Origin of the sequence: Jiangella alba, assembly GCF_900106035.1 — a bacterium.
Lineage (GTDB): Bacteria > Actinomycetota > Actinomycetes > Jiangellales > Jiangellaceae > Jiangella > Jiangella alba.
Map to the genome: position 1 here is coordinate 2,886,627 of NZ_FNUC01000004.1, position 21,673 is coordinate 2,908,299.

19 protein-coding genes and 2 tRNA genes are annotated in these 21,673 nt (G+C 73.0%); 15 read left to right on the top strand and 6 right to left on the bottom strand.

Features of this window, described 5'->3' with window-relative positions; translation table 11 throughout:
• Positions 1-587: 587 nt before the first annotated feature.
• Positions 588-998 (bottom strand): RidA family protein, encoded by a 411-nt coding sequence (locus tag BLV02_RS31335; RefSeq protein ID WP_069112152.1) that lies wholly within the window; start codon positions 996-998, stop codon positions 588-590.
• 60 nt (positions 999-1,058) lie between these two features.
• Here BLV02_RS31335 and BLV02_RS31340 point away from each other — a divergent pair, with 60 nt between their 5' ends.
• Positions 1,059-1,394 (top strand): YnfA family protein, encoded by a 336-nt coding sequence (locus tag BLV02_RS31340; protein ID WP_069112320.1) that lies wholly within the window; start codon positions 1,059-1,061, stop codon positions 1,392-1,394.
• Here the strand turns inward: BLV02_RS31340 and BLV02_RS31345 are convergent.
• Together BLV02_RS31345 and BLV02_RS31350 are read right to left on the bottom strand one after the other, a co-directional pair.
• A complete protein-coding gene (locus tag BLV02_RS31345; protein WP_074946840.1) occupies positions 1,369-1,911 on the bottom strand; it encodes a GNAT family N-acetyltransferase in 543 nt (180 codons plus the stop codon). The genes BLV02_RS31340 and BLV02_RS31345 overlap by 26 nt on opposite strands.
• 65 nt (positions 1,912-1,976) lie before the next feature.
• Positions 1,977-2,771 (bottom strand): ArsR/SmtB family transcription factor, encoded by a 795-nt coding sequence (locus BLV02_RS31350; RefSeq protein WP_074946842.1) that lies wholly within the window; start codon positions 2,769-2,771, stop codon positions 1,977-1,979.
• A 120-nt stretch (positions 2,772-2,891) separates the two neighbouring features.
• Here BLV02_RS31350 and BLV02_RS31355 point away from each other — a divergent pair, with 120 nt between their 5' ends.
• Positions 2,892-3,449 carry an AAA family ATPase gene (locus BLV02_RS31355; RefSeq protein ID WP_069112150.1) on the top strand — a complete coding sequence of 186 codons (558 nt, stop codon included), beginning with the start codon at positions 2,892-2,894 and terminating at the stop codon, positions 3,447-3,449.
• A gap of 1 nt (position 3,450) precedes the next feature.
• Here the strand turns inward: BLV02_RS31355 and BLV02_RS31360 are convergent, their stop codons facing one another.
• The 3 genes from BLV02_RS31360 to BLV02_RS31370 all read right to left on the bottom strand — a co-directional run bounded on the left by BLV02_RS31360 (position 3,451) and on the right by BLV02_RS31370 (position 4,599).
• Entirely contained in the window at positions 3,451-3,987 is a 537-nt protein-coding gene (locus BLV02_RS31360) for a UTRA domain-containing protein (RefSeq protein ID WP_069112149.1), read from the bottom strand.
• On the bottom strand, positions 3,984-4,418 hold the full coding sequence (locus BLV02_RS36880; protein WP_069112148.1) for a hypothetical protein: 435 nt from the start codon (positions 4,416-4,418) through the stop codon (positions 3,984-3,986). The genes BLV02_RS31360 and BLV02_RS36880 overlap by 4 nt, the downstream gene beginning before the upstream one ends.
• 107 nt (positions 4,419-4,525) lie before the next feature.
• A tRNA-Gly gene (locus tag BLV02_RS31370) sits at positions 4,526-4,599 on the bottom strand.
• A 63-nt stretch (positions 4,600-4,662) separates the two neighbouring features.
• Here BLV02_RS31370 and BLV02_RS31375 point away from each other — a divergent pair.
• The 13 genes from BLV02_RS31375 to BLV02_RS31435 all read left to right on the top strand — a co-directional run bounded on the left by BLV02_RS31375 (position 4,663) and on the right by BLV02_RS31435 (position 21,658).
• Positions 4,663-4,738, top strand: a tRNA-Pro gene (locus tag BLV02_RS31375).
• Between the two features lie 76 nt (positions 4,739-4,814).
• A complete protein-coding gene (gene tig, locus BLV02_RS31380; protein WP_069112147.1) occupies positions 4,815-6,260 on the top strand; it encodes a trigger factor in 1,446 nt (481 codons plus the stop codon).
• Between the two features lie 259 nt (positions 6,261-6,519).
• Positions 6,520-7,128 (top strand): ATP-dependent Clp protease proteolytic subunit, encoded by a 609-nt coding sequence (locus BLV02_RS31385; RefSeq protein WP_069112319.1) that lies wholly within the window; start codon positions 6,520-6,522, stop codon positions 7,126-7,128.
• A gap of 49 nt (positions 7,129-7,177) precedes the next feature.
• A complete protein-coding gene (locus BLV02_RS31390; protein WP_069112146.1) occupies positions 7,178-7,783 on the top strand; it encodes an ATP-dependent Clp protease proteolytic subunit in 606 nt (201 codons plus the stop codon).
• Between the two features lie 146 nt (positions 7,784-7,929).
• On the top strand, positions 7,930-9,225 hold the full coding sequence (gene clpX / locus BLV02_RS31395) for an ATP-dependent Clp protease ATP-binding subunit ClpX (RefSeq protein WP_074946843.1): 1,296 nt from the start codon (positions 7,930-7,932) through the stop codon (positions 9,223-9,225).
• A gap of 53 nt (positions 9,226-9,278) precedes the next feature.
• A complete protein-coding gene (locus BLV02_RS31400; RefSeq protein ID WP_069112144.1) occupies positions 9,279-10,850 on the top strand; it encodes an N-acyl-D-amino-acid deacylase family protein in 1,572 nt (523 codons plus the stop codon).
• A 114-nt stretch (positions 10,851-10,964) separates the two neighbouring features.
• A complete protein-coding gene (locus BLV02_RS31405) occupies positions 10,965-12,569 on the top strand; it encodes an ABC transporter substrate-binding protein (protein ID WP_069112143.1) in 1,605 nt (534 codons plus the stop codon).
• On the top strand, positions 12,566-13,546 hold the full coding sequence (locus tag BLV02_RS31410; protein ID WP_069112142.1) for an ABC transporter permease: 981 nt from the start codon (positions 12,566-12,568) through the stop codon (positions 13,544-13,546). Before BLV02_RS31405 ends, BLV02_RS31410 begins: the two co-directional genes overlap by 4 nt.
• Entirely contained in the window at positions 13,546-15,441 is a 1,896-nt protein-coding gene (locus tag BLV02_RS31415) for a dipeptide/oligopeptide/nickel ABC transporter permease/ATP-binding protein (protein ID WP_069112141.1), read from the top strand. Before BLV02_RS31410 ends, BLV02_RS31415 begins: the two co-directional genes overlap by 1 nt.
• Positions 15,438-16,409, top strand: a complete 972-nt coding sequence (locus tag BLV02_RS31420) for an oligopeptide/dipeptide ABC transporter ATP-binding protein (protein ID WP_069112140.1) — start codon at positions 15,438-15,440, stop codon at positions 16,407-16,409. The genes BLV02_RS31415 and BLV02_RS31420 overlap by 4 nt, the downstream gene beginning before the upstream one ends.
• Positions 16,406-19,693, top strand: coding sequence for a serine hydrolase (locus tag BLV02_RS31425; protein ID WP_069112139.1), 3,288 nt, complete (start codon positions 16,406-16,408; stop codon positions 19,691-19,693). The genes BLV02_RS31420 and BLV02_RS31425 overlap by 4 nt, the downstream gene beginning before the upstream one ends.
• 4 nt (positions 19,694-19,697) lie before the next feature.
• Positions 19,698-20,528: a serine hydrolase gene (locus tag BLV02_RS31430; RefSeq protein ID WP_069112138.1), complete on the top strand. Its 831-nt coding sequence runs from the start codon at positions 19,698-19,700 to the stop codon at positions 20,526-20,528.
• Positions 20,525-21,658, top strand: a complete 1,134-nt coding sequence (locus tag BLV02_RS31435; protein ID WP_069112137.1) for a M20/M25/M40 family metallo-hydrolase — start codon at positions 20,525-20,527, stop codon at positions 21,656-21,658. The genes BLV02_RS31430 and BLV02_RS31435 overlap by 4 nt, the downstream gene beginning before the upstream one ends.
• The last annotated feature ends 15 nt before the right edge of the window (positions 21,659-21,673 follow it).

The window sequence follows — 21,673 nt, forward strand, 5'->3', positions numbered from 1 at the left end:
CCCTCTCCGCACGCGCCTCGTCCTGGCCGCGGACGTCGACGGGGGCTGGGGGCTGGGGGTGGTGTCGGGGGAGGTGACGTAGGTGCCAATTGTTGGCGCTCAGGTCGCCCTCTCCGCACGCACCTCGTCCTGGCCGCGGACGTCGACGGGGGCTGGGGGCTGGGGGTGGTGTCGGGGGAGGTGACGTAGGTGCCAATTGTTGGCGCTCAGGTCGCCCTCTCCGCACGCACCTCGTCCTGGCCGCGGACGTCGACGGGGGCTGGGGGCCAGGGGTGGTGTCGGGGGAGGTGACGTAGGTGCCAATTGTTGGCGCTCAGGTCACTCTCCCCGTACACACCTCGTCCTGGCCGCGGACGTCGACGGGGGCTGGGGGCCAGGGGTGGTGTCGGGGGAGGTGACGTAGGTGCCAATTGTTGGCGCTCAGGTCACTCTCCCCGCACGCACGTCGTCCTGGCCGCGGACGTCGACGGGGCCAGGGGCTGGGTGAGGTGACGTAGGCGCCAACTGTTGGCGCTCAGGTCGCCCTCTCCGCACGCACCTCGTCCTGGCCGCGGACGTCGACGGAGGACGCGCGGGCCCGCCGTCGGTCAGGGCAGGACGGCGGTCGCCTCGATCTCGATCAGCTGCCCGGGAAACGCCAGCGCCGCCACGCCGACCAGCGTGGCCGCGGGCGGGCCGTCGGGGCGGACGGCGACGTCGGAGGCGGCGACCAGGCCGGCGTGGACCTGCTCGAGGCTGTGCTCGTCGTAGCCGGCGACGAAGATGCCGAGCCGGACGACGTCGGCGAAGGTGGCGCCGGCCGCCGCGAGCGCCGTGGCGACGTTGCGCAGCGTCTGCTCGGTCTGCGCGGCGAGGTCGCCCGCGCCCACCAGCGCGCCGGTGGCGTCGCACGGCACCTGGCCCGCGACGACGACCTGACGCGAGCCGGTGGCGACGACGACCTGGGAATAGGTGGGCGGCTGGGGGAGCCCGGGCGGGTTGATCAACTGCATCGGCATGGCGGCAGCCTACGTGCGGCCACCGACAAGGTCGGCGGGCCGGCTCCTAGGGTGGCCGCCATGACTGTCGCCCGTTCCATCGCCCTGTTCCTGCTGGCCGCCGTCGCCGAGATCGGCGGCGCGTGGCTGGTCTGGCAGGGCGTGCGCGAGCACCGCGGCCTGCTCTGGACCGGCTTCGGCGTCATCGCGCTCGGCCTCTACGGGTTCGTCGCGACGCTGCAGCCCGACGCGCACTTCGGCCGGGTGCTGGCCGCGTACGGCGGCGTGTTCGTGGCCGGCTCGCTGGCCTGGGCGATGGTGGCCGACGGGTTCCGGCCGGACCGCTACGACGTGATCGGCGCGGCGATCTGCATCGTCGGCGTCGCGATCATCATGTACGCGCCTCGTCACTCGTGATCTCGTAGATCGTCTCGAGGCCGTCCTCGGGGTCCAGCTGCTCGCCGACCTGGACGAACCCGTACTGCCCCACGAGATTGCGCGAGGCCAGGTTCGTCGGGCTGACGGTGGCCCGGACGATGCGCACCTGCGGGTCGTGGGCGGCGCGGTCGAGCATCAGCTCCAACGCGGCCCGGGCATACCCGCGGCGACGGTGGGCGGGGTCGATCGCGTAGCCGACCTCGACCCGCCCGTCGCCGTCCGGCGGTCCGTGGAAGCCGGCCCGCCCCACGGCCAGCTGGCGATCGTCGTCCCAGACGATGCCGGTGATCCAGGCGGCGCTGGCGGGGTCGGTGGCGACCTGCTCGCTGCGCATGCGCCACACGCTGCTCCAGTGCGGGCCGGCACAGTACGGCGTCAGCCGGATCGGCGACTCCTGGTTGGCCGCGACGAGATCGCCCGCGGCGAGGGCCGTCAACGCGGCCTTGTTCAACTGCACGATGCTGACGTGCTTCGGCTCGGTCATCACTTCGGTCATCGGGGCACATCGTGCTCGCCGCGGCGCCGGAACACAAGACGGCGCGGTGCGGCGCCGTCATCGGGTCAGGTGCCGGACGGCAGCGGCTCGCCGGTCTCCATCAGCGTCTTCAGGCTGGCGATGAGCTCCGGCCAGCCGCCGCTGATGTCCTGCAGGACCTGGCTGCCCGGCTCGAAGCCGTCGTGGATCACCGTCAGCCGAACCAGGTCGCCCCGCTGCTCGAGGTCGAACGTGACCTTGGAGCGCGGCTCCTTCGCCATCGCGGCGACCTTGTCCGGGTCCAGCCCGTGGGCGGCGGCGAACTCGGGCGTGAACGTGTGCCACGTGTAGGACAGCCGCCGGAAGGGGTCGGCCTCGAGCACGCGCTGCTCGTCGTCGGCGATCGTCGCGCCGGCCTCGTGCCAGACCATCGGCGAGCCGGCCTGCCAGTCGGTGTCGAAGGTGGCGCCCCAGTAGCGGCTGGTGAACGCCTTGTCGGTGAGTGCCTGCCAGAGCTGCTCCGGCGTCGTGCGGATGAACGTGGTGTAGGTGAACTGGGTGTCGCTCACGGGAGTGGCCTCCAATGCGGTCTTGAGGTCGGCGAGTGCCTGGACGCGCCCGCGGTGGTACCGGCTGATCCACCGGTCCGCGATGGCGTTGATCGGCTCGGCGTTGAGGAAGTGGTGCTTCTCACGGCCGCGCCTCTCGGTGGTGACGAGGCCGGCGGCCTCGAGGACGGCGAGGTGCTTGCTGACCGACTGACGGGCCATGTCGAGGCCCGCGCAGAGCTGACGCAGCGTCTGGCCGTTGTCGCGGTTCAGGCTGTCCAGCAGCGCCCGGCGACTCGGGTCGCCCAGCGCCCGGAACACGTCGTCGTCCATGTCGTCCTCTTCGCCAAATGGGCAGCTGTTTGGCTGCCTTTTAAGGATAGGCAGCCGCCTGGCTGCCTGTCAAGGAAACTCGGATGCGGCGCCGCAGGCCGGGCGGCAGGATGGGCCGGGATGGCTGCTGCGCTGCTGGACCCGCCCCGGGGTGTGCTGATCGTCACCGGACTGCCGGGCGCCGGCAAGACGACGGTGACGCGGCTGGTCGCCGCCCGGTACGCGCGCTCCGCCCGCCTCGACGGCGACGTCATGGCCGACCTCGTCGTCAACGGGCGCGTCAGCGTGATCGGCGAGCCGCGCGACGAGTCACGGCGGCAGTTGATGCTGCGGGCGCGGAACCTGTGCTCGCTGGCCGGCAACTTCGCCGCCGCCGGGTTCCTGCCCGTCATCGACCACGTCGTGCCGAACCGGGACGTGCTCGACGCGATGACCGCGTGGCTCGCGCCGCTCCCCGTCCGCTTCGTCGTCCTCGCGCCGTCGCTCGACGTCTGCCGCCGGCGCAACGCCGCCCGTGCGCCCGAGGAGCAGGTCCATTACGACTACAGCGGCCTCGCCGCCGAGATGGACCACTCCCTCGCCGGGGCCGGCTGGTGGCTCGACTCCTCGGCCCAGACCCCCGACGAGACCGCCGCCGACATCGTCAGGCATGCCGCCGCGAAGGCCGTCGTCGCCTGACTCAGGCGTCGAACTCGTACCTGAGCACGTACGCCGACGCGTCGAGCGTCATCTCGTTCACCTCGACGGCGCGACGGGCGGCGGTGAACGCGACGCGGACGACGACGAACAGCGGCGCGCCGGCGTCGACGTCCAGTGCGTCGGCGTCGTCGCTACGGGGCATCCGGGCCCGGACGTCCTCGGTGAAATGCGCCGGCTCGTGCCCGAGCTCGGCCAGCCGCGCATAGACGCCGCCCGGGCCGGTGTCCTCGTTGGCGATCGCGGTGCCGCGGGCGAGCTCGGCGGGGAAGGACGAGGTCGCGACCATGACCGGCCGGCCGTCGAGGAGGTAGCGGCGGCGCCGCACGAGCACGGTGCCGCCGTCGTCGAGGCCGAGGGCGACCGCGACCGGTCCGCCGGCCTCTTCCTCGGTGACGGTGACGTTGTCGACGGTGAGCGTGCGCTGCTCGCTCTCGGCGTCCCAGATGCCCCGGCCGCTGCCCCACGTGTCCTTGGAGAGCCGGGTGATCCCGGACCGCACGATCGGCCGGTCCCTCATGGGTGTGGTGCTCCCCTCAGGTGCTCGGCGATGACGGTGTTGGTGGAGAGGACGTGCTGGACCAGCTCGCGGAAGTCGTCCAGGCGGGGGTGGCCGGCGGCCTCGTCGGTGGTGAGGCGGCGGCCGAACAGCGGCGCCGGGTCGAACGAGGCGGCCGCGGGCATGAGCTGGACCGCCGGGCCGGGCTGGCCGGGCACCGGGCCGATGCGGCAGCCGAACGTGACGTGGTCGGAGTGGTCGTCGCGGTCCCAGGTACCGAAGACGGCGTCGAGGAGGACGTCGTTGCCGTCGTGGTGGTGGCAGCTGGCGTAGAAGACGGCGTAGGGGGCGTCGTCGCGGTGGACGAAGCCGGTGATGCGGCGGAACGGCTGGGCGCAGTCGGGGCAGCGGTGCTCGGCGATCTGCAGGTTCGGGGCGGTCGTCAGAGTCACCGGTGCATCCTCCCACCGCCGGGCGAACGCCCGGCGTCGATGCGTGCGGCGATGATCGACCAGCACGCGTCAGGTGGCAAGAACCCCGCTGAGCTGCGGGGGAGAAGTGGAGCGGGTGACGGGAATCGAACCCGCATGACCAGCTTGGAAGGCTGGGGCTCTGCCATTGAGCTACACCCGCGCAGGGCGACGAGCCCCGTGGGACAGAGTACCCTGTGATCTGGCCTAGACTTGTCCGGGCACCCGGGGCGTAGCGTAGTGGCTAGCGCGCCTGCTTTGGGAGCAGGAGATCGCAGGTTCGAGTCCTGTCGCCCCGACCAGCCCGCGTACGCAACCACCAGCAGCACGAACGGTTGCGTACGTGCCCGCACACCACCACACAGGAGACACGAAAGCGTGAAGAGCGTCGTCGAGACCCTCAACCCGACCAGGGTCCGGCTCGCGGTCGAGGTTCCCTTCGCCGAGCTTGAGTCGAACATCCAGTCCGCTTACAAGCGCATCGCCGCCCAGGTGACGGTGCCGGGCTTCCGCAAGGGCAAGGTCCCGCCGATGGTCATCGACCAGCGCATCGGGCGGCCGGTGGTGCTGGAGGAGGCCGTCAACGAGGCCATCCCGCAGATCTACCAGGACGCCATGCGCGAGAACGAGTTGACGCCGCTGGCGCAGCCCGAGATCGACCAGCCGCAGTTCGGCGAGGGCGAGGACCTCAAGTTCACCGCCGAGGTCACGGTCAAGCCGAAGATCGAGCTGCCCGAGTGGGAAGGCCTGGAGGTCCAGGTCGACGACATCGCGGCGAGCGACGACGACATCAGCGAGCGGCTCGACGTGCTGCGGGCGCGGTTCGGCACGCTGGTGACGGTCGAGCGGGCGGCGGCGAACGACGACTTCGTCCAGATCGACCTCAACGCCACCAGCGACGGCGAGCCGGTCGAGGGCGGGCAGGCCAGCGGCGTCTCGTACCAGATCGGCCGCGGCGGCATGATCGAAGGCCTGGACGAGGCCCTGGCCGGCCTCACGGCGGGCGAGACCAAGAGCTTCCGCACCACGCTCGTCGGCACCCACGAGGGCGAAGAGGTCGACGTCGAGGTGACGGTGAACGCCGTCAAGGAGCAGCAGCTGCCCGAGCTGGACGACGAGTTCGCCCAGCTGGCCAGCGAGTTCGACACCCTCGACGAGCTGCGCGACGACATCCGCGAGCAGGCGCTGAACAGCAAGCGCATCGAGCAGGCCATGGCGGCCCGCGACAAGGTGCTCGAGCAGCTCATCGGCAACGCCGGCGACATCCCGCTGCCCGAGGAGCTCATCACCCAGCAGGTCGAGGACCACCTCGCCGACGGCCACGGCGACGACGACCACCGGGCCGAGTTCGAGCAGAACCTGCGCGGCAACCTCACCCAGCAGTTCGTCCTCGACGAGCTGGTGAAGGCCGAGAGCATCGAGGTCTCGCAGGACGAGCTCAGCTCGTACATCATCCAGCAGGCCATGCGCTCGCGCATCGACCCCAACCAGCTCGCCCAGCAGCTGGTCGACCAGGGCAACCTCCCCTCCGTCGTCGCCGACGTGGCGCGCGGCAAGGCGCTGGCCCTCGCGGTCGAGAAGGCCAACGTCACCGACGCCTCCGGCAACGCCGTCGAGCTGAACCGGCTGCGCGAGGACGGCACCCTGGCCGAGCCCGGCGAGGTCGAGGGCGTCGCCGCCCCGGCGGTCGACGGCTCGTTCGAGTTCGCCGAGCTGGACGCGGACCAGGACGCCGAGGCGGCGGACGCCGCCGACGCGGCTGAGGAGGCCGAGGCCGGCGACGCCGAAGCGGCCGACGCCGACGAGGCCGACAAGAAGGACTGACGGCCGGACCGCAGCAGCGACCACGCGATCAGGTGACCACCCCACGGGCTGGTCACCTGATCGCGTTTGCGCACCATATGGCCTCGCCGCGCACGCCGTCAGCGAACACCGGCCATGCGGCGGATGGTCGCCGCGGCCTTTGTGGTTACTGTCGTTGACACAACGAAGAAGACACACACGAACCAACGGTCTCGACGACCAGTCAGCAAGCCCCAAGGAGATCACGGTGAGCACACGCCCCGAGACGTCGGGCCCGTCCCTGATTCAGGCCCACGCCCCCGCGCCCGGCATCGGTGGTGGTCTTGACGACCACATCTACAACCGGCTGCTGCGAGAGCGCATCATCTTCCTCGGCTCCGAGGTCCGCGACGAGAACGCCAACGCCATCTGTGCGCAGCTGCTGCTGCTGGCGGCCGAGGACCCCGACCGCGACATCAACCTGTACATCAACTCGCCGGGTGGCTCGGTGTCGGCCGGCATGGCCATCTACGACACCATGCAGTACGTGAAGCCCGACGTGGTGACGCTGGCGATGGGCTTCGCGGCCTCCATGGGCCAGTTCCTGCTGACGGCGGGGGCGCCGGGCAAGCGCTACGCGCTGCCGCACGCCCGCATCCTCATGCACCAGCCGTCCGGCGGCATGGGCGGGTCGGCCAGCGACATCCGCATCCAGGCCGAGGCGATGCTGCGCACCAAGAAGGAGATGGCCCAGCTGATCGCGCACCACACCGGCCAGCCGGTCGAGCGCATCGAGGCCGACTCCGACCGCGACCGCTACTTCACGCCGCAGGAGGCGCTCGAGTACGGCTTCGTCGACCACGTGGTCGCGAGCGCCTCGCAGGTCTCCGACGGCGGCGGCACGGCCTGACGCCGCCACCGCCAACGACACGAGCGACCACAGCGACAGAGGAGACCCAGTGAACTACTACATCCCGCAGTGGGAGGAGCGCACGTCCTACGGCTTCCGGCGGATCGACCCGTACGGCAAGCTGTTCGAGGAGCGCATCATCTTCCTCGGCACGCCCATCACCGACGACGTCGCGAACGCCGTCATGGCGCAGCTGATCTGCCTGGAGTCGATGGAGCCCGACCGCGACATCGAGATCTACATCAACTCGCCCGGTGGCTCGTTCACCGCGATGACGACCATCTACGACACCATGCAGTTCATCAAGCCGGACGTCCGGACGGTGTGCATGGGTCAGGCGGCGTCGGCGGCGGCCGTGCTGCTGGCGGCCGGGGCCCCCGGCAAGCGGCTGGCGGTGCCGAACGCGCGCATCCTCATCCACCAGCCCTACACCGAGGGCACCTACGGCCAGGCCAGCGACATCGAGATCCAGGCCAACGAGATCCTGCGCATGCGGGCGCTGCTGGAGAAGATGCTCTCCGACCACTCCGGCCGCAGCATCGACCAGGTGCGCACCGACATCGAGCGCGACAAGATCCTGACCACCCAGGAGGCCATCGACTACGGCCTCGTCGACAACTTCACCGCCTCTCGCAAGGCCAGCCTCGTCGGCTGACCTCGCACCATCGGGCCCGGTGCGCGACGCGCCGGGCCCGATCCGGTCTCCGGGTGCCCGTTTGTCCATCGGACGTTGTAACGTCGAAGGCACGCAGGGCTCGCGAGGGCCGGCAAGACGCTCGACGTCGAGGAAGGACGTACCGCGTGGCACGCATCGGCGACGCTGACCACCTGCTCAAGTGCTCGTTCTGCGGTAAGAGCCAGAAGCAGGTGAAGAAGCTCATCGCAGGCCCTGGCGTGTACATCTGCGACGAGTGCATCGATCTCTGCAACGAGATCATCGAGGAAGAGCTGAGCGAGACCGCTGAGGCGGGCGGCCTCTCCGAGCTGCCGAAGCCGCGCGAGATCTACGAGTTCCTCGAGCAGTACGTCATCGGCCAGGACGTCGCCAAGAAGGCGCTCTCCGTCGCCGTCTACAACCACTACAAGCGGGTCCAGGCGCGCCAGACCGCCGCCGCCCGCGGCCACGGCAAGGACGACACCGTCGAGCTGTCGAAGAGCAACATCCTGCTCATCGGCCCGACGGGGTGTGGCAAGACCTACCTCGCGCAGACGCTGGCGAAGATGCTGAACGTGCCGTTCGCCATCGCCGACGCCACCGCGCTGACGGAGGCGGGCTACGTCGGCGAGGACGTCGAGAACATCCTGCTGAAGCTGATCCAGGCCGCCGACTACGACGTCAAGAAGGCCGAGACCGGCATCATCTACATCGACGAGGTCGACAAGATCGCCCGCAAGAGCGAGAACCCGTCGATCACCCGCGACGTCTCCGGCGAGGGCGTGCAGCAGGCGCTGCTGAAGATCCTCGAGGGGACGACGGCCAGCGTCCCGCCGCAGGGTGGGCGCAAGCACCCGCACCAGGAGTTCATCCAGATCGACACCACGAACGTGCTGTTCATCGTGGGTGGCGCGTTCGCCGGCCTGGACGACATCATCCAGGGCCGCATCGGCAAGCGCGGCCTGGGCTTCGGCGCGCAGATCCAGTCCAAGTCCGAGCGCGAGGCGGTGAACACCTTCGGCGAGGTGATGCCGGAGGACCTGCTGAAGTTCGGGCTGATCCCCGAGTTCATCGGCCGGCTGCCGGTCATCACGACGGTGTCGCCGCTCGACCGCGCCGCGCTCATCCGCATCCTGTCCGAGCCGCGCAACGCGCTGGTGAAGCAGTACATGCGGCTGTTCGAGATCGACCACGTCGAGCTCGAGTTCACCGACGACGCGGTCGAGGCGGTCGCCGACCTCGCGCTGCTGCGCGGCACCGGCGCCCGCGGCCTGCGGGCCATCATCGAAGAGGTGCTGCTGCACGCCATGTACGAGGTGCCGTCGCGCGACGACGTCGCCCGCGTGGTCATCACCCGCGAGGTGGTCGACGCCAACGTGCTGCCCACCCTGGTGCCGCGCGAGGGCCCGCGCAAGCGCGAGCGCCGCGAGAAGTCCGCCTGACCTTTGGTCGATCCGACGAACACGGCGGCCGCGGCCTGCGGTTGAATCCGGGCATGAGCGAGACACTCGTCCTGCGTGGCGGCACCGTGTTCGACGGTCTGGGTTCGCCCGGCCTCCAGGCCGACGTGGTGGTGGCCGACGGCGTCGTGCGCGCGGTCGCGCCCGGTGCGGGCGCCGCCGAGACCGGCGCCCGCGTCCTCGACTGCACGGGCCTGCACGTCGCGCCTGGTTTCGTCGACGCCCACTCGCACAGCGACATGGTGCCGCTGATGGACGACGCGCAGCCGTTCAAGCTGCTGCAGGGCGTGACGACCGAGGTGGCCGGCAACTGCGGGTTCAGCTTCGCCCCGCTGGACGAGGCGTCGGCGGCCGTCGTGCGGGAGATGTACGGCGAGCTCGGCTGCGACATCCCGCCGCCGCCCGGCTCGTTCGCCGACTTCCTCGACCTCGTCGAGCGGCACGGCCCCACCAACCACCTGGCCTACCTCGTCGGCCACCACACGCTGCGGCTCACCGCCAACGGCGCCGGCGACGAGCTGCGCCCGGGCGCCGTCGAGCAGATGCGGCGGCTGGCCGCCGAGGCGTTCGAGGCCGGCGCGGTCGGCTTCTCCACCGGCCTGATCTACCCGCCCGGCTGTTTCGCCGACCAGGCCGAGCTGGAGGCGATCGCCCGGGTCGCGGGCGCCTACGGCCGCACCTACGCCACCCACATGCGCGACGAGGGCCGCTTCGTCGAGGACGCCATCGACGAGGCGGTCGCGGTCGCCAGGGCCGGCGGCGTGCGGCTGCAGATCTCGCACTGCAAGGCGGCCGGGCGGGCGGCGCACGGCAAGAGCACCGCCCTGCTGGAACGCATCCAGGCGGCCCGGCTGGCCGGCGTCGACGCGATGGGCGACCAGTACCCGTACCTCGCCGGCGGGACGGTGCTGCTCGCGCTGCTGCCCAACCGCGCGGCCGAGGGCGGGGCGGCGGCCATGACGGCGCGGCTGGCCGACCCCGCGTACCGGGTCGGGCTGCGCGCCGACGCCGAGCGCGGCGACCCCGGCGACGGCATGTGGGCCAACACGACGGCGGCGCAGGTCATCGTCACCGGCCACCGCGACGCCACCGTCGTCGGCCGCACCGTGGCCGACCTCGCGGCCCAGCGCGGCACCGACGGCTTCGACACCCTCTGCGACCTCGTCGGCGAGGACCCCGCCGCGATGATCGTCGTCGAGATGATGGCCGAGCCGGACGTGCGGACCATCATGGCCAGCCCGCTGGTCGGCATCGGCTCGGACAACGGCCCGCCCATGGGCCTGCAGCACCCGCGCACGTACGGCTGCTTCCCGCGGCTGCTGGGCACGTACGTCCGCGACCAGAACGTGCTGACCTGGGAGGAGGCCATCCGCAAGGCGACGTCGCTGATCGCCCGCCAGTTCGGGCTGGCCGGCCGCGGCGTCCTGCTGCCAGGTGTGCACGCCGACGTCACCGTCTTCGACCCGGCCCGCATCGGCCACGCCGGCAGCTACACCGACCCGGCCGTCACCCCCGACGGCGTCGAGACGGTCGTGCTGGGCGGCCGGGTGGTCGTCGACGGCGGCGGCTTCACCGGCGAGCGGGCCGGCCGGGTGCTGCGCGCCTGACGTTCGGTGCGGACGACGACTTCCGCGTCGCGGGGTCGTCGGATCGGACAAAGACGTGACCCGGGTCACGGGGCCACGCTGTGCGGACCAGCTGCGCTCTGCGAAGGAGTCGTCATGCGCACACGCCGGAAGGTCACCGTCGTCGCGGCCCTCACCCTGATCCTCGCGGCCTGCGGCGGGGACGGTGGCGGGGACGGTCCCAGTGAGGCGGGCGGCGCGGCCGAACCCGTCGTGGACGGGACGTTCAACACGGCGGTCAGCGCGGACCCGGGCAACCTGCACCCGCACCTGACGGTGCTCGCGGCGACCCGCGCCGTCGCCAACTACATGTACGACAAGCTGGTCTACTTCACCACCGACGGCGAGGAGCTGCCGTGGCTGGCGGAGTCGTGGGAGGCCACCGCGACCACCGTCACGTACACCCTGCGCGACGGCGTGACCTGTTCCGACGGCACCCCGCTGACGGCGACCGACGTGGCGGCGAACTTCGAGTTCGTGGTCGACGAGGCCAACGTGTCGCCGCTGCGCGGCGTGCTGGTCCCGGCCGAGATGACCACGACCGCCGACGACGCGGCCCGCACCGTCACCATCACCGTGCCGGCGCCGGACCCGTTCCTGCTGCAGAGCACCGGTGACATGTTCATCGCCTGCAAGGCCGGCCTGGACGACCCGGCGCTGCTGGAGGAGGCCGGCATCGGCACCGGGATGTTCGAGCTGACCGAGGCGGTCCGTGACGACCACTACACGTTCCAGCGCCGCGACGACTACGCATGGGGCCCGGACGGCGCGGCCGCGGCCGACGAGGGCACACCGGCGTCGGTGAACCTGCGGGTCATCGCGAACGAGTCGACGGCGGCGAACCTGCTGCTCTCGGGTGAGCTGAACGCCGTCCAGGTGGTCGGGCCGGACCGGCAGCGGCTGGAGCAGAGCTACGAGAACGTCACACTGCGAGCGGTGGTCGGCGAGCTGTTCCTCAACCAGGCCGCGGGCAACCCCGGCGCCGACGACGCCGTCCGGTCCGCGCTGGCCCAGGCGCTGGACTACGAGGAGCTGATGTCGGTGATCACCGGCGGCTTCGGGCAGCGGTCCGAGGCGCTCGCCGTCGTCGACCCGGTCGCCTGCCGCTACGACGCCGTCGACGGCCACCTGCCGGCCCAGGACGCCGAGGCGGCCGCCGCGGCCCTCGACGGCGCCGGGTGGACGGCCGGTTCGGACGGTGTGCGCGCCAAGGACGGCGCCCGGCTGGAGCTGGAGCTGATCTACAACAGCACCCGCGGCGACACCACCGCCGCGGCGGCCGAGCTGATCGCGTCGACGTGGACGGAGCTCGGCGTCGCCGTCACCACCCGCGGCCTGCCGCCGACGGAGTACAACGAGGTGATCTTCGGCACCGGGTCGTGGGGCGCCGCGCTGCTGCCGGTGAACCTGCGGCTGCCCAACGGGATGGTGCCGTTCCTGTCCGGCCCGGCGCCGGCCGACGGCGGGGTCAACCTCGCCTCGATCGAGAACCCCGAGTACGCCGCCGCCGTCGCCGAGGCGATGACGCTGCCCGGCCAGGAGGGCTGCGACAAGTGGCAGGAGGCGGAGCAGGCGCTGTTCGAGCAGAACGACGTGCAGCTCTTCGCCGACGAGATCATCCCGATCTTCCTCGACGGCGCCACCCTGGAGCTCGGCGGCGACGGCCCGATCCCGGCGACGATCCGGCTGACGGCCTCGTGACGGCTCTGGTCGCCGCCCGGCCCGGCGTCGGCAACCCGTGGGCCGCCTTCCTGGTCCGCCGGCTGGGGCGGCTGCTGGTGTCGCTCGCGGTGCTGGTCACGCTCGCGTTCGGGATGATCCACCTGATTCCCGGCGACCCGGTCCGGGCGGCGCTCGGCGTGACGGCGCCGCCGGAGCTGGTGGACGCGCGGCGCGAGGCGCTCGGCCTGAACGACCCGCTCGGCACGCAGTTCGTGAACTACCTGCGGGCGCTGTTCTCCGGTGATCTCGGCATCTCGATGTCGTCCGGGGTGCCGGTGTCGGAGACGATCGGCCAGCGGCTGCCGGCCACCGCGAGCCTGGCGATCGCCGCGTTCGTCGTGGTGATGCTGATCGCGGTCCCGCTCGGGCTGGGCATGGCGGTGCTGACGCGGGGCGGCCGGCGCCGCGGCAGCGAGCTCGGCTTCACCTCCACCAGCGCGATGATCGCGGCGATCCCGGAGTTCCTGCTCGCGGTCGGGCTGGTGTTCGTGTTCGGTGTCTCGCTGGGCTGGTTCCCGGTGGCGGGGCGCGGCGGGGCGTCGTCGTACGTGCTGCCGGTGCTGGCGCTGTCGCTCGGCCCGGCGCTGCTGCTGGCGCGCATGGTCCGGGTCGAGGCGCTGGCGGTGCTGGACCAGGACTTCGTCCGCACCGCCCGGGCCAAACGGCTGCCGCCGCTGCGGGTGTACCTGCGCCACGTCTTCCCGAACGCGCTGACCTCGACGCTCACCATCGGCGGCCTGCTGCTCAGCGGCATGATCGTCGGCACCGTGCTGGTCGAGAACGTGTTCGCGTGGCCGGGCATGGGGATGACGATCGTCTCCTCGATCCTGGCCAAGGACTACCCGGTCGTGCAGGGCATCGTGCTGGTCTACGGCGCCGCGGTGCTGCTGGTGAACCTCGTCGTCGACGTGCTGCTGGCGGTCGCCGACCCGCGCTCGACCATCAGGGAGGGCTGATGGGACGCGAACAGTGGAAGGCGGCGCTGCGCAACCCGGTCGGCTCCGTCGCCGCGGGCCTGCTCGTGGCGCTGGGCGTGCTGGCCGTCGTCGCGCCGATGATCTGGGGCGACGCCGCGGAAGAGACCGACCCGGCGGCGCTGTCGCAGGGCTCGACGTCCGAGCACCCGCTCGGCACCGACGCGCTCGGCCGCGACATCCTGCTGCGGGTCCTGGTCGCGACCCGGTACTCGCTCGGCCTCGCGCTGCTGGCCACCGCGATCTGCGTCGTCGTCGGGGTGGTCCTGGGCGTGCTGCCGGCGGTGCTCGGACGGCGGACCGGCCGGCTGGTGACGGCGGCGGTGAACCTGGCTGTCGCGTTCCCCGGGCTGTTGCTGGCGCTGTTCTTCGCGGTGATCTTCGGGGTCGGCGCGCGCGGCGCCGTGCTGGCGATCGGGCTGGCCGGCGCTCCGTCGTTCGCCCGGCTGGTGCAGACGAACGTGGCCGCGGTGTCCGGACGGGACTACGTGGCGGCCGCGCGGGTGGCCGGGGTGGGCCGGTTCCGGCTGATCACCCGGCACCTGCTGCCGAACGTCGGCGAGCCGCTGGTGGTGAACGCGACGGTGCTGGCCGGCGGCGCGCTGCTGGCCTTCGCCGGGCTGTCCTTCCTGGGCCTGGGCGTGCAGCCGCCGGCCTACGACTGGGGCCGGTTGCTCGGCGAGGGACTCGACCGCATCTACATCAACCCGGCCGCGGCGCTCGCTCCCGGCGTCGCCGTCGTGGTCGCCGGGCTGGCGTTCACGCTGCTCGGCGAGTCGATCGCGCAGGTGGTCGGGGTGCGGGCGGTGCGCCGGAGGCGCGAGCCAGTGGCCGAGCCGGCGCCGGACGTGGCCGCCGAGGCCGAGGCGGACGCCGTCCTCACCGCCGACGACCTGCGCGTGGGCTTCCCCGCGCCCGGTGGCGGCTGGACCCACCCCGTCGACGGCGTCGCGCTCACCGTCCGCCGTGGCGAGACCGTCGGCATCGTGGGGGAGTCCGGCTCCGGCAAGAGCCTCACCGCCCTCGCCGTCGCCCAGCTCGCCCCGGACGCCGCGCACGTCACGGCCGGACGGCTCGAGGTGGCCGGAGTCGCCCCGCTCGGCCGCACCGACGCCGAGGTCCGCGACCTGCTCGGCACGAAGGTCGCGATGGTCTTCCAGGACCCGATGACCTCGTTCAACCCGTCGATGCGGGTCGGGCGGCAGCTGGCCGAGGTGACGCAGGTGCACGAGCGGCAGGGCACGCGCGCCGCCCTGGCCCGCGCCGTCGACCGGCTGCGCACCGTCCGCGTCCCCGCGCCGGACCGGCGGGCGCACCAGTACCCGCACGAGTTCTCCGGCGGCATGCGGCAGCGGGCGATGATCGCGATGGGCCTGATGAGCACGCCGGAGCTGATCATCGCCGACGAGCCGACCACCGCGCTCGACGTCACGGTGCAGCGGCAGGTGCTGCGGCTGCTCAAGGACGTGCAGGCCGAGACCGGCGCGGCGGTCGTGCTCATCTCGCACGACATCGCCGTCGTCGCGCAGCTGTGCGAACGGGTCGTCGTCATGTACGCCGGCCGCGTGGTCGAGGAGCTGCCGGTGGACCGGCTCGGCGCCGCCGCGCACCCGTACACCCGCGCGCTGCTGGCGTCCGTCCCGGACCTCGCGACCGACCGGGAGCGGCCGCTGGCCACCATCCCCGGCCGGCCGCCGGACCCGTCCGACCGGCCCGAGGGCTGCGCGTTCGCGCCGCGCTGCGCGTTCGCCGACGACGCCTGCCGGGTGCGGCCCGGCCTCGCCGCCGTCGCGCCGCACCAGCGGGCCGCCTGCTGGCACCCGCGCACGCGGCCGCTGGACCTGACGCTGGACGCCGTCACGGGAGGCCAGGCATGAGGGAGCTGTCGTTCGAGGGCACGACGGTCCGGTTCGGGACCGGCCGCTCCGCGCTGACCGCCGTCGACGGGGTCGACCTCGTCGTGCCGCAGGGCCAGGTGGTCGGGCTGGTGGGCGAGTCCGGGTCGGGCAAGTCGACGCTGGCCAAGGCCGCGGTCGGGCTGGTCCCGACGAGCGGCGGCGAGGTGCGGCTGGACGGCACGCCGCTGCGCACCCGCCGCGACCGGCGCAAGCTGCAGATGGTGTTCCAGGACCCGCACGCGTCGCTGGACCCGCGGATGACCATCGGCGAGTCGATCGCCGAGGCGCTGCCCGGCCGGCGCCGCCGCGCCGCCCGGTCGGCCGAGGTGGCCCGGCTGCTGGAGCTGGTCGGCCTGGACCCGGCGAGGGCGCGGTCGCTGCCGTCGGGGATGTCCGGCGGGCAGCGGCAGCGGGTCGCGCTGGCCCGCGCGCTGGCCGCCGAGCCCGAGGTGGTGCTGGCCGACGAGATCACCTCCGCGCTCGACGTGTCGGTGCAGGGGTCGGTGCTCAACCTGGTCCGCGACCTGCAGCGCGAGCTCGGCCTGACCATCCTGTTCATCTCGCACAACCTGTCCGTGGTGCGCTACGTCAGCGACGTCATCGCCGTCATGTACCTGGGCCGCATCGTCGAGGCCGGCCCGGCCGACGCCGTGCTGTCGGCGCCGAAGCACCCCTACACCCGCACGCTGCTGGACGCCGCACCGGCGTTCGGCGTCGCGCTGGACGACCCCGTCCCCGCCGACGACGCCCGCCTCGACACCGAGGCGCCGTCGCCGCACGACCCGCCGCCGGGCTGCCGGTTCCACCGTCGCTGCCCGATCGGCCCGCTGACCCGGCCGGAGCGCACGATCTGCGCCGAGACCGACCCGCAGCCCGGCGCGGCGGACCGGCCGCACCGGGCCGCCTGCCATTTCGCCGCGGAGATCCTGGAGGTGCCGGCCCGATGACCCCTGACGATGTGCTCGCCCTGACCGTTCCCGCCGAACCCGCACTGTCGCCGGACGGCGCCCGCGTCGCGTACGTCCTGAAGGGCAGCGACGGCGAGGCGGACGAGAACGTCTCGTCGCTGTGGCTGGCCGAGGCCGGCGCCGAGCCGCGCCGGCTCACCCACGGGCGGGCCGACGCGTCGCCCGCGTGGTCGCCGGACGGCACCCGGCTGGCCTTCCTGCGCGCCGTGGACGGGCCGCCGCAGCTGTGGCTGCTGCCGATGTCCGGCGGCGGCGAGCCGGTGGCGCTGACCGACCTGCCGAAGGGCGCCGGCGCGCCGGTGTGGAGCCCGGACGGCGCGCGCATCGCGTTCGCCGCCGCCGTCGACACCACGGGCCAGAAGGACACCGACCCGATCGTGCTGGACCGGCTCGGCTACAAGGCCGACGGCGCCGGGCTGCTGCGTGGCCTGCGCCAGCACGTGCACGTCGTGGACGTCGCGACCGGCGACGTCACCCAGCTGACCGACGGCGACTGGAACGCCGGTGCGCCGGCGTGGTCGCCGGACGGCACCCGGCTGGCCTTCCCGGCGGTGACCTCGGCGGACGCCGACCTCACCATGGAGTCGTCGGTCTACGTGTTGCCGGCGGACGGCGGGCCGCTGGGCGAGCCCGCCGGCGAGCTGCGCGCCGCCGGCCCGGTGACGTGGACCCGGGACGGCGGCGCGCTGCTGGTCGTCGGGCAGCGCGAGCCCGCGGTGGCGCACCAGCGGCTGTTCCGCGTCCCGCTGGACGGCGGCCCGGCCGTCGACCTCACCGCCGACCTGGACCGCAACGTCATGGCCGGCGGACCCGGCTACCCCGGCGGGCTGCCGCAGCTCGCGGGCGCCGGAGATACCGTCGTGTTCTGCGCCCGGGACCGCGGCTGCACGCACGTGTACACCGTGGACGAGGGGCCGGTGCGGCCGCTTCTCGGCGGCGCCGGCCGGGTGGTGTCCGGGCTGTCCGTCGCCGGCGGCCGCGCCGCCGTCGTCGTCTCCGGGCACGGCTCGTACGGCGAGGTGGTGCTCGTCGACGTCGGCACCGGGGCCGAGACGACGCTGACCGCGCACTCGCCCGCGGACCTGGATCTGCCGGTCGCCGAGGAGCGGGTGTTCACCATCTCCGACGGCACCGAGGTGCACGGCTGGCTGCACCGCCCGGCCGGGGCGGCCGGCGCCACGCCGCTGCTGCTGGACATCCACGGCGGCCCGCACAACGCGTGGAGCCCGGTGCCCGACGTCGGCCACTCGTACCACCAGCTGCTGGTGGAGCAGGGGTGGTCGGTGCTGCTGCTCAACCCGCGGGCCAGCGACGGCTACGGCGAGGCGTTCTTCTCCGCCGCCGCCGGGCAGTGGGGGCGGGGCGACGAGCGCGACTTCCTGGAGCCGCTGGACCAGCTGGTCGCCGAGGGCGTCGCCGACCCCGACCGGCTGGCCGTCACCGGGTACAGCTACGGCGGCTACATGACCTGCTGGCTGACCGGGCGCACCGACCGCTTCGCCGCCGCGATCCCGGGCGGCTCGCTGACCGACATCACCAGCTTCGCCGGCACCTCCGACGCCGGGCACTACCTGGCCGCGTTCGAGACCGCCGTCCCGTTCACCGACCCCGAGGGCGCCGCCGCGCAGTCGCCGTACACGAACGTCGCGAACGTGACGACGCCGACGCTGCTGCTGCACGGCCTGAACGACGACCGCTGCCCGCCGGAGCAGGCCGAGCAGTGGTTCGCCGCCCTTCGCGCCCTCGGCGTCCCCGCCCGGCTGGTGCTCTACCCGGGCGCGTCGCACCTGTTCATCCTGGCCGGGCGCCCGTCGCACCGGCTCGACTACGCCCGCCGCATCGTCGACTGGGTCACGCAGCACACGTCGAAGAAGGAGAGCCCGATGACGACCACCACATCCTCCCTGGACGCCGCCCACTGGCAGCAGCGGCTGGACGAGCTGGCCGAGCGCTACCGCGTCCCCGGCGCCACGCTGGGCATCGCCCGCGGCGACGAGACCCTGGAGCTGGCCTTCGGCGTCACCAACGTCGACACCGGCGTCGAGGTCACCACCGACACGTTGTTCCAGATCGGCTCGATCACCAAGGTGTGGACGGCGACGGTCGTCATGGCGCTGGCCGACGCCGGCAAGCTGGACCTCGACGAGCCGGTCGTCACGTACCTGCCGGAGCTGCGGCTGGCCGACGACGACGCCACCGCGCGGGTCACCATGCGGCACCTGCTGACGCACACCAGCGGCATCGACGGCGACTTCTTCCTCGACACCGGCCGCGGCGACGACTGCCTGGAGAAGTACGTCGCGGCGCTGGCCGGGCTGCCACTCAACCACCCGCTCGGCGCCACGTGGTCGTACTGCAACTCCGGGTTCACCACCGCCGGCCGGGTCATCGAGAAGCTCACCGGGCAGACCTGGGACACCGCGATGCGCGAGCTGCTGTACACGCCGCTCGGGCTGACCCACACGGTGACGCTGCCCGACGACGCGCTGCTCTACCGGACCGCCGTCGGCCACGTGCACGAGGAGGACGAGCCGTACCGCCGCGCCCCGGTCTGGGTGCTGCCCCGCTCGGCCGGTCCGGCCGGGCTGATCGCCGCCACCGTCGCCGACGTGCTCGCGTTCGCCCGCATGCACCTGGCCGGCGGGGTCGCCGCCGACGGCACCCGCGTGCTGGCCGAGGGCACCGCCGCGGCCATGCGCGAGGAGCGGGTCCGGCTGCCCGACCCGTACACGCTGGCCGACTCGTGGGGGCTCGGCTGGTTCCGGCTGGACTGGAACGGCACCCGGCTGTTCGGCCACGACGGCAACACCATCGGGCAGTCCGCGTTCCTGCGGGTGCTGCCCGACCAGGACGTCGCCGTCACCCTGCTCACCAACGGCGGGCACACCCGCGACCTCTACGAGACGCTGATCCGGGAGATCTGCCGCGACGTCGCCGGCGTCGAGATGACCACCCCGCTGGCCCCGCCGGCCGAGCCGGTCGAGGCCGACATCGCCCCGTACGTGGGCACCTACGAGCGCACCAGCGTGCGGCTCGACGTCTGGCAGGGCGAGACCGGGCCGAAGTTGCGGCTGACGACGACCAGCGAGCTGGCCGGCATGGACGAGGAGCCCAAGGAGCTGGACCTCGTGCCGGTGCGCGACGGCCTGTACGTGACCCTGCTGCCCGGCAACGAGACCTGGATGCCGGTGACGTTCTACCAGCTCGCCGACGGGACGCCGTACCTGCACCTCGGGGTCCGTGCGACGCCGAAGGTCTCCTGACGTCGTGGGGGAGGTCGAGGGGGAGCTGAAGGACGCGTTCGCAGCGGCCGGCGTGACCGGGTTCCTGCACGCGGCCGACGTCGGCTCCGGCGCCGAGGTGGGCGTCGAGCCGGACGCGCCGGTCGTCACCGCGAGCGTGTTCAAGATCCCGGTGCTGGTGGAGCTGTGCCGCCAGTTCGCGACGGGTGAGCGCGCGCCCGCCGACCGGCTGCGGGTGCCGGCCGGCGGGCGGACGCTCGGCCCGACCGGGCTGTCGGTGATGCTGGACGACGCGGACCTGTCGCTGCGCGACGTCGCGTACCTGATGATGAGCGTCAGCGACAACCACGCGACGGACGCGCTGATGGCGCTGCTCGGCCGGGAGAAGATCAACGCCGGGACGGCCGCGCTCGGGCTGACCGGGACGGTGCTGGAGGAGGACTGCGCCGGGCTGTTCCGGCTCATCGAGTCCGACGGCCTCGACGCCGTCCTCGACGCCAGGACGACCAACCGCAGCACGCCGCGCGAGACCACGACGCTGCTGCGGCGCGTCTGGACCGCCGACGGGCTGCCGGCGGCCGCCTGCGACGAGATCCGCCGGATCCTGGCACTTCAGGTGTGGCCACACCGGCTCACCTCGGGTTTTCCGGACGATGATGTACGGGTGAGCGGCAAAACCGGCACGTTGTCGCACGTGCGCAACGAGGTGGGCGTCGTCGAGTACCCCGACGGCGGCACGTACGCGGTCGCCGTGTTCCTGCGGTTGCCTGGCGCTGAGTTCCGCAACCCGGCCGCCGACGCCGTCATCGGCACGGCCGCGCGGATCGCCGTCGACCACCTCCGGGCGGCCGCATGAGCAGCGTCGCCGCGATGACCGAGGACCTGCGCACGCTGGTCGAGTGCGAGTCGCCGTCGTCGTCGCTCGCCGCCGTCGCGGCGTCGGCCGAGGTCGTCGCCGCGCTGGGCGCGCGCCTCACCGGCGCCGAGCCGGAGCGGCTGGTCGTCGACGGGCGCACCCACCTGCGCTGGCGATTCGGGCCGCCCGGCGTGCTGCTGCTCGGCCACCACGACACCGTCTGGCCGGTCGGGTCGCTGATCGAGCACCCGTGGCGCGTCGCCGACGGCCGGGCGTACGGTCCCGGCTGCTTCGACATGAAGGCCGGCCTGGTGCAGCTGTTCCACGCCCTCGCCGGGCTGTCGTCGCTGGACGGCATCACCGTGCTGGTCACCGGCGACGAGGAGCTGGGCGCGCTGACGTCGCGGCCGCTGCTGCACGAGGAGGCGGCCCGGGCGTCGGCCGCGTTCGTCCTCGAGGCGTCGGCCGACGGCGGCGCGCTGAAGACCGCGCGCAAGGGCGTCGCCTGGTACGAGGTGAAGGTCACCGGCCGGGCGGCGCACGCCGGGCTGGAGCCGTGGAACGGCGTGAACGCGGCGGTCGAGCTGGCGCACCAGATCCACGCCATCGCCGCGCTCGACCGCGGGCCCGCCGGCGCCACCGTCACCCCGACCCTCACCACCGCCGGCACCACGGCGAACACCGTCCCGGCGACGGCGACGGTGCACGTGGACGCCCGGGTGCCGACGGCGGCCGAGGCGCGCCGGGTCGACGACGGGCTGGCCGCGCTGCGTCCGGTGCTGGACGGCGCGCGGGTCGAGGTGGTGCCCGGGCCGCGGCACCCGCCGTTCGAGCCGTCGTCGTCGGCGTCGCTGTTCGCGCTGGCCGTGACGGTGGCCGACGGGCTCGGGCTGGGGCCGCTGGCGTCGGCGCACGTGGGCGGCGCGTCCGACGGCAACATCGTCGCCGGCGACGGCACGCCGACGCTGGACGGGCTGGGCGCCGTAGGGGCCGGGGCGCACGCGCCCGGCGAGTACGTCCTCGTCGACGAGCTGCCGCGGCGGGCCGCGCTGCTGGCCGGGCTGGTCGACGCGGTGCGCTCGTCGAGCTGGACGAACGCGGCCGCCGCGGATCGGGCCGGACGACCATGACCGGCCTGCCGGAGC